Genomic DNA, 13,868 nt, shown 5'->3' on the forward strand with positions numbered 1-13,868 from the left:
TAAGCCATACTCGATTAGAACACAGTAAATGCTCTTAATATTGTAACAGAAAAGAGATTCTTTTTATCTTAATTCTTCTCTTTAGGCAAAGGTACCGAAATCCCAATGCTTCTAAGATATGTAACAAATTTATTCAATTCATCTGGAATACAATTTCCACTCGAAGTGATATGCTTATCATTAAAACTGCAATCCAAAGAAAAGCCTAACTCATCTCTAGGCGGAGTCCAATCGAAACCATTATCATAAAAATCGTTTAATGTATCAATTTCGCACATATACAAAGCTTTAACGAACTCGTCCTCAATACCGGTTAAATCAATTTCTTTCAAAATCCCATTGCATTTGAATACAATATATTTCTTATTGCCCGATTTTACATTAAGATCTGCCACCATATTTTTCGAACCATTGTAAATCTTTAATCTAAAACCCTCTAACACATTCATGCAATTATCCTTTTCCAATCTTCTATGTGCTGATCTAATCCACCTACTCTATTCTTTTCTCCATAAAATCCCGGATGAAACATAGGATAAACATCACATTTATAAGATCCGTCCAGATAATTCAGCACTACTCCACTATCGATATATTCGTTATAATTCTTATACTTGGGATTTCTTCCAAACAAAAGCTTTTCTATCGCCCTCGCAACAGACTCACCCAAACAGATAATCTTCTCAGGCTTCAGAATATCTATAAGTTCCTTAATATACTCCGAATCTGCTTCCAACAAATCCTCAGTCATGCCACCTGTATCTGTGCCCGTCCGGTAACCCAGAGAAAAATTACAGAAAAACAAATCCGGATATCTTATTACATCAATGTTGGGATAACCTATCTCCGAAAAAAGCTTAATCAGATTCCTATCAGTTTGCGACACCTTTGAATCCAGATGACATCCGAAAAGATACGGAACATCAATCCCTTCATTCATCTTTCTGATATTCTCACGTAGCTTAAAGCTCTGCGTACTATACGGATTCCCCCAGTCTTGACCAAGCAAAAGAATCTTTACCTTATCTTGTCTTTCTGAATATCTCCACCCCTGCCAATAAGTCCAAAGATTGATTTCTCTGCACAGATTGTCAGACTCATCAGTATCACACCAAGTTAATCTTATGGCACCATTATCTCTGTACTTTTTCTTATAATCAGCACGTACTCTACTGATTAGATTCAAGTATCTCTCATCCATATATTCCCCCTGCAATTCATTTTAAAACAAAGGGTTCTTTACTTCTCATAGCATTTGAAAACTCATCGAAGCTAACATGCTGAAGTACTATTCCTGCTTCATCAGCAAATCGTGCTATTGCCAAAACTGCCTGATCATAGTTTTCACCCGTTTCCAAGTTATATTCGAAAGTGTTCAAAAACCTGTCAAACATCTGTCGTTGCTTCATTTCACACTTATCAACATATTTTTTTGAACTCTCTGTGATATTCATCCATTTGCCTAGTTGATTCTTGTAAAACTGCTGCCATGCGTTCATATTCTTCAGCGTTAAGATTTGCATTTTTTTATTATTTCTCTTGTACAAGTTACAACATAGCTTGCAGTAGTATATACTGCCATAGGTACAAATGGATTGACTGCTTTTCCCATAATTGCGGCAACAGCCTTAGTGAAGTAAATCGTGGATGCGGCTTTTGCAGTAGTATCCACAAGCGCATCCTTTAACTCTTCAGAAGATATTTCCCCTTTAGCATATGAATATAATGCAACTCCACCATCTATAATTCCACCTGCCATTACAGTTGCCGCAGTAGAATCGCTCAGCAACGCACTTCCTGCTTTAATTCCCTTATATCGTATAGCTGTACTGACTACTCCTGTAGCCCCACCTCTAATACCACCTTTTACAGCATCAACTCCAACGTCTGCGATAGCCTGAGACAATTCCTTTTTGTCCTGAAAAACTTCAAACATATTGGTCACACCTGACGCAATACCTGTAGTAACAAAACTGGCCTTTGCCATATTCGTTGCCGAACACTTCATTTCTGCCGCAACTTGTTTACGTTCAATCTGTCTGGCATACTTTTCCGGATTATTATATGCTTCCAAGACCTCCTCATAAGTCGTTCCACCTGATGTTGCACCACCATAATGCGTCTCATCAGTCAAATGTTTGTGAACATCCTTATACGTTTCGGCATGAATTCCATTCGTCTCTGCTCTGTTTTTGGATATGTACTTTGCCTCATCAAGCAATGACCCCTTTTCATTATAATCGCCTTGCTTTCTTATCAACCTATCCATTCCATCATATTGTCCCCAACCCTTATTCCCTGCACCGGTCTGCTCGTGTACAGATTTAGCTGCACTATTATCTCTACCGTTATTAGAAGATTTTATAAACTTCGCCTGAATTTCTTTAACAACCTTGCCACCATCATGTATCTCAATATCAGCTCTGGCATGCGGATTAGTAACATCTGTCACAATAGCCCTGGCAGACATTCCTTTACCGGCAGCATTAGTGTTATATTTTGCCGCTTCAATATACTCGAAAAGGTTTCCTTTGGATTGATCAAAATGTCCATTCTGAACAATCGGAGTACCTAATTTCCATTTAAATAAATCCATACCTTCAACAGCTACATTTGTAGCCGTTCTAGCATTTTGAGATAGTTCATCCCCTATAATTGTTCCAACCATCTTTGAAGCATCTTTTGAAGTTTTTTTCGTAATCTTTTTAAAGAATGACACCGAAAATCCTCCTACTAGACCGAAGCAATGAGAAATGCCAATACTATAGCCAATACTAATCGCAATAAACGCAACACATATAACCTACTTGCCGGTAAATCTTTATAAATCAAGAAAATAGGGAATGCAACAAAAGAACACATCCACATCAATATTCCCTTTATTATAGAAGTAGTGAATAAGAAAGTTGCTCCCAATATAATAAAAAACATTGCGATAAAGTTAATCACAAGCATCTTATTTGCAATAGGCTTCCAAACCAGATTGCCTGCGGTAGCTTCATCTCCCACCATATGAAAAGCCTCTTTTCTTATCTGCTTCAAATCTTTTTCCGATGCCTTCAATGCATCCTTAGCTTCAACAGATATTTCTCCATTTGCATCTAATATAGGCACCGATAAAACATGATAATAAATTTGAGCCATAAGCCAAGAAAGATGTAATGTTTTTTGCTCTACTACAGTTAAACTATCAAAATCAATTACATCACTACCTTCAACCATATGAGCATTTTTTATTTTTTCCAGCTCCTCAATAAAAGGAGAAAACTTCTTTCCAAATCCCTTAATAAACCCAATATAATTGCTAGACATATTTTCAATGCCCTGCATTCCGGTTGTAATAATATTCATTTGCGAAGCTGCATTCTCTGCCTCTGAATGTATCTTTTGAGCCTCAGCAAGTTTTTCCTTCCCCTTGGCACCGGCAATCAATGCCGCCACCCCAACTATAGGAGCAACAATTACTCCTGCTAAAACCAATTTACCGGTAGCCATTCCCAAGCCCCCTGCTGCCTTGGCGCCTCCCCCAAACCATGCTAATGTTGCATTTGTCTTAGCCGCACCTGATAATGCAGCAATTGCCGTCCCTGTTGAAGCAGTCCCAAACATCATTGCCCCACCATATGCTGCAACTCCAACTATTGCACCGGTTCCAACAGCAGCAATTCCCGCTTTAGCAATCTCTTCTGCATTCAACGTTGCATTCTCAATATTCATCAGCATTTGCTTTGGTTCCTCGTCGCATCCGATAAACTTGGAATTAGTAAAAGAGATCTTGTTCATCTCAATATTCTTAAATGATTCAAATGCTTTAACAAATGCCTCCATCCCTGAAGACCAAGCACTAATCTTTACCTTTCCAAGCTTCTCCAATGATCTTGATGTACTTTTTTTCTGTGACTCAAATCTATTTTTTGCTCTATCATATATTTTTTTCGCATCATCAAGCAGTTCTTGTATCTCTTCTTTGTGAGTGATTGGCTCTAATATTCCCATAACATTTACCTCTCTGAATACATCCAACAGCAAATACCTATCAGAATCAGATAATTAAGAACATTCACCATAATTTTATCATGTATCAATAAAATAAAACCGAAATTCAGATAAAATATACATATACTTACTCACATTCTAATATCCTAAGAATTGATATCCAGTTGTACTCCCACCCATTTTTAATGTATTCTTATCAATAGGAGGAACGCACATGCCAACACCACTATTTCCGTTCAGCAACGATTATTTTGAAGAAGTTTCCGAACAAGAGCTACAAAAGCATTTCGAAGCGAAAAAAGATCTTGCCGGAATCATGATGGAATACTTTGGTCAAAATGAGAATGAAAAAATAGTTGCTCCTGACACTGCAGGAGTTGACTACTACTTCTTAGAAGACTTCCTTACCGCAAATATGGAGATAGATTTTGCCCTGATTGAGCAGGATTTTTTAAAAAATTGCAAAGACAGGTTGCATGAGTTTAATGAAGTATGTAAATTTAGCTCTCTTTCTTTCAGAACCAGAAAGCCATCATATTCAACCCACAAAAAGATTGTTGCACTGATATACAGCGGAGCAAAGCTTGGTGATTCCTACTGTGTCGAACTTATCAAATACCTTTATAAGACTTACCATAAACCGGAATACAACAAGCTGAAAAAATTCCGCAAAATATCCACTGCTGAGATTTTCGGACTTTCAGAAGACGAAAGAGGCGGATATGACTATTCTGCAATGGGAAGAATCTTGGGTATGTGCCCATTCATGTACATTGAATATAACAATGACTGCTCTATTCTCTTTAAACTACTGTTAAAACGCAGAGATGACTGGATTCGTTACGACGAAGAACTCTGTGAATATCAGACTGTAGATTCAGACCTCTATGCAGAATGCAAAACCCAGATTGACGTATGGTTTGATGAAGAAGAAAAAGCCGGTGCTCACTATGATAGAGTCCATGAAGCATTCTACGACATAAATGATTTCACTTCCACATGTCTGAGAGGCCGCGGCTTTAGTGAAGATTACCTTTATCACTGTATCGATCTCGTTTTTGAATTAAAGCATCAGATGACTCGCACTCTTGCACTTTTAAAAACCGAACATCCGAATAAAGAGTTCACGTTCGAACAAGTCCAAAAGCTCACCAATATCCATAATCTTGTCGAAGGGCTTGCAGACGTATCCGACAGCTATGAAACTGAGATCAGTTATCTTTTGGGCGAAGAAGTAGATCCGCTCGATTATGAATACGCCCAGTTTAACCCGAATGACATCACATCCAAAAACACTTCAAAGAAAGAAGTCAAAAAAGCCATGACGACTGTTGCTCCCGTAAGCAATGGAGCAATCGGTGAAGAAGATTATATTAATGAGATTGCCGAGCTTCGAGCAAAGCTCCATGAAAAAGAGCAAGAGAACATGTATCTCCGTGATCAATATAGATCAGCAAAACGCTCTTCTGACGAGGCAAACAGCCTTCTAAAAAAATATGAAGAAGAAAGAGATGAGCTCATATCACTGCGCGAGTTCGCATATAATCTGGAACACGAGGAAGATGCCCCCGTAGAGGAAGACACTCTTTCAGAAATGAAAAAACTAATCGCAGAGAAAAAAATTGTCATAATCGGTGGTCACATTAATTGGCAGAACAAGTTAAAAGAGCTGTTTCCCAACTGGAAGTTCATTTCTGTAAATGCCTACAAAACTGTTGACGGCGCTATGCTTGAGAACAAAGACAAAGTATATTTCTACACCGATTACATAAGCCACGTCAGCTACTACAAATTCATTGCCGCCGTTAGGGAACGGAAAATTCCTTTCGGATATATTGGCACCTACAATATCGACAAGGCTTTAAGGCAGATTTATCAAGACTTAATAAAATAGACACAAGGCTTCACAGAAAAATCTGCGAAGCCTTATCTTTACTCCTCTTCCAAATCTCGCAGAATTATACAATCTCCGCTCTTACTCTTCCCTGGTTGATGAATTTACATTTTTATTACATCACTCATCCAAAATATCATCTTTCTCCAAATCAAATTTGTTCTTAGTCTTCTGTGAATCAAAAAACTTTAAAATAGCCATAAATGTTTCTGTTGGGTTCTCATCCTGCTCATATAACTCATATAAGATTTCAAATCTAATCATTCTATTTGTTATCTTATTTACACCTTCAGACGACGCCAACTTATACTTTTTCAACTGTTCGTAGACTCGGTTCGCCTTATCATCCTCGCTCACGAAAACATATTCATTTCTAAACTTAGAATATACTTCAACAAAACGACTAAAGCGCATGATAAACTCATCATTAATCTCTTTATTCTCTTCTTCAATTTTAATAAAAAGAGAAAAAAGAGTATATAATTGAGCTTTTTTGGAAACGAAGCTTATTGTCTTCTTGTTTATAAGCTTTTCAATCGATTCCATTGCAGATTCAATTTTATTTATCAATATTTTATCATCATCAAATGATTCACTATAATCATCATAATATGAATTTATAATTTTATCGTCCGTCTGATTAACAATAAACTCATTCGCTAAAATATATATTCCGCAACAAAACTCAACATCGCGCATTCTTTTTGCATCTGTTGCACTAAAAACACGTACTTTATCCCAAAAATCATAAGTTGATAGTGCCTCACATTTCTCTCCAAAGGCGCTATCAAGACTATTACGTTTTTCCTGCTTATTTAAACTATAATCTGTAAGATTTAAACGATAAAACATTTGTTTTATCGTTTCATATGAGCAAGAAGCATCTATACTCACTACTGAAAGTTTATAATCCCAAACCGCCTCTCTCGTTCCTTGATCCAAGTCAGAAAAAAACATGTCTCCATATTTATTTTTTATCTCATCTGTTGTCAAATACTTTGAAGCCAATGGATATTCATCATTTAAAAACTCAACAATAGTTGAAATACGTTGCTGTCCATCAACAATATGCGTTGAGGCTATACCAGTTTCTGGGTCACGTCCAGCCGGCCAAAAAAATACAGGCGGAACAATATAATTTAACAGTATCGTTTCAATAAGACGCACTTTATCTTCCTGATTCCAAACTTTTCGTCTTTGATATGCAGGATCAACATACATTTTTCCCTCAGCAAAATTCTGGCGAATTGTAGCTAAATCCATATCTGATTTTGTAAATAACTGCATTATAAACCGTCACTCCTTTTTCTTAACTCTCTGTATATATTTTTGGTATAATCTTCAAAATCTTCTTTATTTCTATACACTCTGAACGTGATATCATGCTTAAAAAATAACTCTTTTCTTAATTTAGCTTTTATAGGAATGACCATCAAATTCCATTTTTTTCTGCATCCCTCTATTTTTTCAACATTTCCTTCATTTATTATTCCACGATATATTTCACGAAATACATATGGATTATATACCCCTTCATAAATCTTTTTATATGATTGTCGATAAATCATCCAATATTCAGAGAAAAGCTTATCAGAAACCACTGCAACATCTATATCCGATATCTTCCTGATTTTTTCATCATCATTAAATGGTTTGAATAGTTTCTCCTCTTTATCTTTTTGCGGTGGCGATAAACTAAAGCCAAGTTTAGCACTTCCGCTCATATATACTTCCGTTTGATCTATACCTAATCCTTCAGAAACTATCTTTTTATACTTAGTAATATAATCTGTTGCTTCTATCCCTACATGCCCTAAATACTTTTCTATATACCAATTATCATCTCCAAGAAAGTATTTAGCGAAAAAATCATACTGACTTAACATACGAGCATCAGCAAGCACCTCACTTACATCAAAAACCATTTTATCCGTCTCCACATTTACTGTATTTTACAGGTTTCCATAAATTCTTCGTGAATATCACTAAATTCAAAATTTATCCCAAATTCATTCTTCTACTAAACAACAACTTTTTCCATATAACAATCCAAAAAATTATCTGTTACTCCACATATCTTTCTCCTCTTGCATATACTATATAATTCTTCTACCGAAGAGTACGGAAAATATCGAGCATCCATATCTCTAAATTCTGGTCTATTTATTTTATCTATCACCATATCTCTATCTTCATCTGGAGCAACAATAACATAGCGCGTTCTTATTGCTCCAGCATATTGACGAAATCTGTTCATCCTATCTAATCCAGAAATAACTCCTGTTGAATGTTCAACTTCCATAACAGCTGGCATCATATGACAGTTCTCAAACCAAATACAATCAATCAACGCTGCCGATGCTGCTGCGTTAGGAAATCCTGATAACATTGTTTCATTATTCATATCATGAATAATTCCTTTGTGTTGAATAAGCGGCTCGCCTTGATAAATAACACCACTATCATTTCTGGCTATATATGTGCTGTAGCCAAGTTGTAAGCCTACACAATATAATGCAATCTGCATCTGAATATGACGCCGTGCCACTTCAATCTCTATATTATTCGTTGTAATATATGTATCTGGCAACGTGATAGCATCATAAGTAATTGTTCGCATTGGAATTTCTGAGATTTCCATCCCTTCTACATTTTTTTCCATAATGCGTCCGTTTTCATGTGGTTCTTCCGGCAACCAAATTAAATGCTTGTGGCCTTTCTCAATGCTTGTAATCCCTCCCGTATCTTTAATTCTTCCAGGATAGCAATAATAAAACTCTGGAGTATGTGCTAACAATGCTTCCAAAACTGATCTAGTATTATATGACCCACCAAAAACACGATCCACATTCACTGGATCTCCTTCAGTAAATGCATTTGCTAATCTCCATATCATTTCTGAAGAGATGCTTTCCACAGATGACGTTTGTTTTGTCTCTCCTTTTTTTGGATTCCATCTCTTTACATGAATCGGACCCTCTGGGGCATGAACATCTTCTATATAAATCCTACCAGGTGTCTTAGGATTTACATATGTATACTCTACATTCCTTGGTAAATTATTAATTGCATTAACTATTATTCCCGCCGTTATTTTCCCCATATAGAACCTCCATAAAATCTTTTATAGTTCTTGCTATTCCATATGACAAAAGAAAAGGGACTCCATTACCAATAGTTTTAAAACTATCACTAAGCGACATTTCCGGTGGCAAAGAAAAACTTCTCGGCAACGATTGAATTGCTAAACATTCAGCTACAGAGAGTCTTCTTGCTTTATATGGATGAAGATGTACTTCATTATTTCCGTATGCAGCTGTAGGTGAATATCTCCATCTATGCAACCTCTTATACGATTTTTTATTTGTGTCACCTTCAGGGATTACTAACATCTTCTGTAATCCGGCTCTAGGAATAAAAAATCTATTTGCATCAGGATGATTAGTAACATCATTCTTTTTAAACCAATACTCAACTGTTAATTCTCTCGGTATCCGTCTAGGTAAAGTTCTCGCAGAATCAATCTCAAAGTCTTCCATTTCAGGCCATGGTATATTATCTATTTCTTCCATAGAATACTTCATATACTTTTCCCAATGAAAATCATCCAATGAAGCATTCCTCTCATTTAAAATTGTCTTCTTTATTCCAAAAAGAAGAATACGATCTCGATCTTGAGCAACTCCATACTCTAATGCATTCGTCATTCTATCAATCATCGCATATCCAGCATCAGATAGCATACGCTTAAGCTCATCATAAAATAATCTATGTTTTGTTGTACTCCACAACCCTTTTACATTTTCAAAAAGAAAAAAATCCGGTTGCTGCCTTACTATAAGCCTGACATATGAAAGTGACAATTTTCCATTATCGCCATTTCTCCCTCGCTGCTTTCCAGCGATAGAAAAATCCGGGCATGGCGGCCCTCCTATGAATCCAACAACACTTCCATCTCTTCTAGATTTTTCGATAAGATTACTCAATTCATCAGTTTTTTCATTTAAAAAAACATTTACATCACAATTATAATATCCATAATGTGGATTTTTAATTCTCATCTTTTTTCTAGCATATTTATATGCATTCAGAAATGCTTCTGAATACTCGTTAACTGTCTCAATTGAATATCCGGCCTTTTCGAATCCTAAATCCAAAAAACCACATCCCGAAAAGAACGAAAAAATTCTAAGCATCTACGCCTTACCTCAATTTCTATTTAATATTTCGTTTTATAATCTACATCTGCACTCTCATATGTATCTTTCTATCATTTTATCTCAAAAAAGCATTTGCATTCAATTATTAATCTCTCTCCATGCTTCATTAAAGCCATATGATTATTCTTGACCAACCTAATCATATTATTAAAAATTAAAAAAGCTACAATCGTAGCTTTTTTAATTTTCACTCATTCTCAATAATTTCACTAATTACTGGCTCCATCTGTTTAACAAGATCAACAACCAGCGCATTGCCCATCATAAACTTACGCTTGTTTACAGGCATCTCAACTTTTTCGCCATCAACAAGGCATTCCTTCGTCCAGTTAGAAGGAAATCCCTGAATTCTCTCCATCTCTACAGGCGTAAGCAATCTTATTTCGCCTGTTTCCTTATCTCTAACAATATGAGTAGTCCTGCTAAATGAGCCTTCACTTGTAAGCATGGTTCTTGCAGGCTTGTTATACTCATCAATCATGGGAATCGGACCTTCTGAGAACTCATACTCATGACCGTTCTTTGCGGTTCTGGAAATCTTCTTGCCGCCTTTAAGATACTGCCAAGTCTGACGTTCTTCCTTAGTCAATTTATTCTTTGTCTCATCGCTATGTGTAACATCAGGATTTGTATAATACAATCTTTCTTTAGGGATAAAGAAAGATGCATCAACACTTCCAGTCTCCATTACATCACCAAGTGTAATCTGCTTACCATCATAACTAGGAACAGTCTTTGCTGTATAAATTGTTCCATCGAGCATCATTCCTGAATTTTCAAAATTGAAAGTAAAGGAATCAGAAAGTTCACCGATACCTTTTGGAAGCTTACCTATCTTCACATACTTTGCATCAAGCGGATCTACCGGGAAACATGTTGCAAAAAATCCTTGTGAAAGAATCACTTTTGCAATACTGTGTCTGTGAAGCTCATCCCCATGCATCTTGACATAATTTGCATCTTCTAAAATCTTTGCCGCATACTTGGTATCATTCCTGTACGCAAAAATAAAAGTACGTCTTCTTCTCTGCTGATATCCGTACTCAGCAGCGTTGATAACTCTCCACTCTACTGTATATCCAAGATCTCTGAAGCAAGCCAAAATGATAGCAAAATCGCGACCTCTCTGACTTGCGGGACTCTTTATAAGACGATCGACATTCTCAAGCAAAACAAAAGGAGTATTCTTAGCTTCGAGCATATCTCTTATATCCCACCAAAGAACACCTTTCTTGCCTTCCAATCCCTTAGAAGTAGCAAGCGTTGAAGCTACCGAATAATCCTGACACGGAAAACCTCCAACAAGTAATGTATGATCAGGAACTTTGTTTTTATCAACAGCATTTATATCTTCATTTGTGGTATCATTTCCCTCAAGATCAAGACATACGCCAAATCTATTGACATAACAGTCATGAGCCCATTGTGTCTTTTTATCAGCAGGTTCCCACTGGCTAAACCAGACTGTTTTCCACTTTTCAGGTTTCTGCGCATCCTCGACTGCAGATATAGAATTTAATCCGCATCTGAATCCGCCAACACCTGCAAACAACTCACAAACCGTTTTCTCCATTCCCAACAACTCCAATCAAAAAATATATCTAAATCGTATCACAGAACAGTCTTTCGATCAACCATTCCATCCACAAAATAATATCATAAAGCAAAAAATTGATCAACTCTTGACATTCATGATATTGCAGTTTTCCCCATCATTTAAGCCTTTGATCAATCTGTTCCAAAATATACGTATTGTTTAGCCAAAAGCACTGCTTCGGATATTCTCTTCCGTCCGGAAGTTCATAAGTATCTTTTGCGTTCTGAGCATGTGGCCTTACATGACTCACTCTGTTCTCAGTTGCTTTAGGAAAATTATTATGATTGATGCCGTTAATCTTCTCAACCTTAAGCCCTTCCTTCAACACCTGAACTGTTCTTTCCCACATCTGTCTCACATCATTTTCAAGATCCTCATATGGAATATTCCAGAACTGTGCTCCTTTGAGATGAAGCTTCTCATTCTCATCAAACTTATATACAACAAACAAAAATCTTGTTTCACGCAGGTAGTTCCCAAATGTTGAATCATCCCATTCTTCCTGCACAAGCTCCTTGAACTTAAATGTCGGAAAAGACATACTCTCTTTTATCTTATTATTAGAGCCTATGCGGATTGTCTTCAGAACAATATTCGCCTTCTCAAATTCTTCTGCCTGATTACTTTTTATCCCAAGAATCCTATATGCTAACATTGCCCCAAGATTTTTTGCTTTCTTTGTAATATCAACATCAAACTTCTCGCAAAGTTCATCAACAGAATATCCCGCATACTCACCGATTTTATTAACAACATAATCTTCAAACGATTCCACAGAATCATCTTTGACTATAGGCTCGTAAGTATCTTTGCCTGGAATAATATAATTATTAAGCACATACGTCATGTATGAATTTTTGAACGTAAATGCTCTAGGCTTTGCAGGAATATCGCTATAGGGCTGCTTACGTCTTACTTCTGATGTAGAAGATTTAGTAGCTGCTCCAAGATACAATGTATCTCCTTCAGAAAGTTCATGCGCTTTTCCTGCTCTTATCTTTTCTACAATTATTTCATAATCATGCTTGATGATCTTAAGATCTTGTTCCGGCGGTGTAAAGAGTTTTGCATATCCGATGCGATAGTCAAGATTAAACTTGACCTCCTGCTTATAGAGATAATAGATAAGCAATATCAGCTTTGACTTATTCCAAAAATGGCTTGTCTCAAAGTCCTCATTTACAACAGTCATGTAATCTATCATTGTAAGGATCAGGCGTTCCTTAGCTGATAGCGTACCATTCTTATTTTCTTTGTAAGGCGTAACCTTCAGTTCAACACCTGCCTCCGGAAAATCAGCTCTTGCATCACTATTACAAGAATAATGAAAAAAACATTCTTCGATTATCTGTCCGACATTTCCCTTGTTGCGTTTAGTCTCTGCAACATCTGACTTACCGTAAGTGGTCCCGTCTTCTCGAATAGCATTGGAATCATCTTCCATCACTTGTCGAAACGATCTTCCGATAAGTTTCTGTGCGTATGCTTCAATAGATTTTGGTTTTGTCTTGTCATATCCAAGTTCAATTTCTATGCCCATATAAAGTCCCCTCAGAAATGCAGAAACACGTTAATCAATATCACTTAACTGTGCATCAAAGATAGCCTCTTCTATAACCTTTATACATTCATCGGTCTTTTTCAAAATATCTTTTCCCCAGAAATGTATTACCGTCCATCCAAGGAATAAAAGCTGCGCATCTTTCTCTTTGTCCCTGCTACGATTTCTTTCAATCTTCTTTATCCAATAATCAGGATTCTTTCCCTTTTCAAGCTTTGGTCTAAGGACTTCCCAATCTTTTCCATGAAAAAAACTCTCCGTCACAAAATATAGCAATGTGATACTTAGTCAGCGCGATATCTGGGCATCCGGGTATCTCTTTATAATTTTTCCGATACCTATATCCTTTTTCCCACAAAGCTTTACGAAGTACCACTTCTATCTTCGTGTCTTTTCCACGAATCTTGCTCATATTTCGCGACGTTTTTTCAGTTGTTATTCCATGAAACCGTGGTTCTTTAATCGCTTTACTATCCATTTTTCTTTCCATATATATCATTAGGGCGAATAATCTTTTAAATTATCTCTCCTTACATGATAGGCATATGATAAAAGCTAATAATCCTCTCATATGTTCCCCTCTATAATTATTCTGATATA

Annotated in this window: 12 protein-coding genes and 1 pseudogene; 1 reads left to right on the forward strand and 12 read right to left on the reverse strand. The window is 36.5% G+C overall.

What is annotated here, in order from left to right; translation table 11 throughout:
- Window positions 1–68: 68 nt before the first annotated feature.
- Genes CD00_RS0111350 through CD00_RS0111370 form a run of 5 tightly spaced genes read right to left on the reverse strand, consistent with a single transcriptional unit; the run spans window position 69 to window position 3,996 of the window.
- Window positions 69–449: a hypothetical protein gene (locus tag CD00_RS0111350; RefSeq protein WP_026656069.1), complete on the reverse strand. Its 381-nt coding sequence runs from the start codon at window positions 447–449 to the stop codon at window positions 69–71.
- A complete protein-coding gene (locus CD00_RS0111355) occupies window positions 446–1,201 on the reverse strand; it encodes a hypothetical protein (protein ID WP_026656070.1) in 756 nt (251 codons plus the stop codon). The genes CD00_RS0111350 and CD00_RS0111355 overlap by 4 nt, the downstream gene beginning before the upstream one ends.
- Before the next feature lie 16 nt (window positions 1,202–1,217).
- Window positions 1,218–1,499: a hypothetical protein gene (locus CD00_RS0111360; RefSeq protein WP_207640487.1), complete on the reverse strand. Its 282-nt coding sequence runs from the start codon at window positions 1,497–1,499 to the stop codon at window positions 1,218–1,220.
- An 11-nt stretch (window positions 1,500–1,510) separates the two neighbouring features.
- Window positions 1,511–2,719 (reverse strand): hypothetical protein, encoded by a 1,209-nt coding sequence (locus CD00_RS0111365; protein WP_026656072.1) that lies wholly within the window; start codon window positions 2,717–2,719, stop codon window positions 1,511–1,513.
- Window positions 2,720–2,733: 14 nt separating this feature from the next.
- A complete protein-coding gene (locus tag CD00_RS0111370; RefSeq protein WP_026656073.1) occupies window positions 2,734–3,996 on the reverse strand; it encodes a hypothetical protein in 1,263 nt (420 codons plus the stop codon).
- Window positions 3,997–4,210: 214 nt separating this feature from the next.
- Between CD00_RS0111370 and CD00_RS0111375 the strand changes: the two genes are divergently transcribed.
- Window positions 4,211–5,890 carry a hypothetical protein gene (locus CD00_RS0111375; RefSeq protein WP_026656074.1) on the forward strand — a complete coding sequence of 560 codons (1,680 nt, stop codon included), beginning with the start codon at window positions 4,211–4,213 and terminating at the stop codon, window positions 5,888–5,890.
- Between the two features lie 120 nt (window positions 5,891–6,010).
- Here CD00_RS0111375 and CD00_RS18175 read toward each other — a convergent pair whose 3' ends face one another.
- The 7 genes and pseudogenes from CD00_RS18175 to CD00_RS21400 all read right to left on the reverse strand — a co-directional run bounded on the left by CD00_RS18175 (window position 6,011) and on the right by CD00_RS21400 (window position 13,680).
- Window positions 6,011–7,177, reverse strand: a complete 1,167-nt coding sequence (locus CD00_RS18175; RefSeq protein WP_051594168.1) for a DUF262 domain-containing protein — start codon at window positions 7,175–7,177, stop codon at window positions 6,011–6,013.
- Window positions 7,177–7,815 carry a hypothetical protein gene (locus CD00_RS0111385; protein WP_026656076.1) on the reverse strand — a complete coding sequence of 213 codons (639 nt, stop codon included), beginning with the start codon at window positions 7,813–7,815 and terminating at the stop codon, window positions 7,177–7,179. The genes CD00_RS18175 and CD00_RS0111385 overlap by 1 nt, the downstream gene beginning before the upstream one ends.
- 95 nt (window positions 7,816–7,910) lie before the next feature.
- Window positions 7,911–8,993 carry a hypothetical protein gene (locus tag CD00_RS0111390; RefSeq protein WP_207640488.1) on the reverse strand — a complete coding sequence of 361 codons (1,083 nt, stop codon included), beginning with the start codon at window positions 8,991–8,993 and terminating at the stop codon, window positions 7,911–7,913.
- Window positions 8,962–10,086 (reverse strand): DNA cytosine methyltransferase, encoded by a 1,125-nt coding sequence (locus tag CD00_RS0111395; protein ID WP_026656078.1) that lies wholly within the window; start codon window positions 10,084–10,086, stop codon window positions 8,962–8,964. The genes CD00_RS0111390 and CD00_RS0111395 overlap by 32 nt, the downstream gene beginning before the upstream one ends.
- A gap of 211 nt (window positions 10,087–10,297) precedes the next feature.
- Window positions 10,298–11,683: a DNA (cytosine-5-)-methyltransferase gene (gene dcm, locus CD00_RS0111405; protein ID WP_026656079.1), complete on the reverse strand. Its 1,386-nt coding sequence runs from the start codon at window positions 11,681–11,683 to the stop codon at window positions 10,298–10,300.
- A 139-nt stretch (window positions 11,684–11,822) separates the two neighbouring features.
- Window positions 11,823–13,247 carry a Sau3AI family type II restriction endonuclease gene (locus tag CD00_RS0111410; protein ID WP_034462095.1) on the reverse strand — a complete coding sequence of 475 codons (1,425 nt, stop codon included), beginning with the start codon at window positions 13,245–13,247 and terminating at the stop codon, window positions 11,823–11,825.
- Between the two features lie 30 nt (window positions 13,248–13,277).
- Window positions 13,278–13,680, reverse strand: a pseudogene (locus CD00_RS21400) (very short patch repair endonuclease).
- Between the last annotated feature and the right edge of the window lie 188 nt (window positions 13,681–13,868).

Origin of the sequence: Butyrivibrio sp. AE3003, assembly GCF_000686065.1 — a bacterium.
Classification (GTDB): domain Bacteria; phylum Bacillota; class Clostridia; order Lachnospirales; family Lachnospiraceae; genus Butyrivibrio; species Butyrivibrio hungatei_A.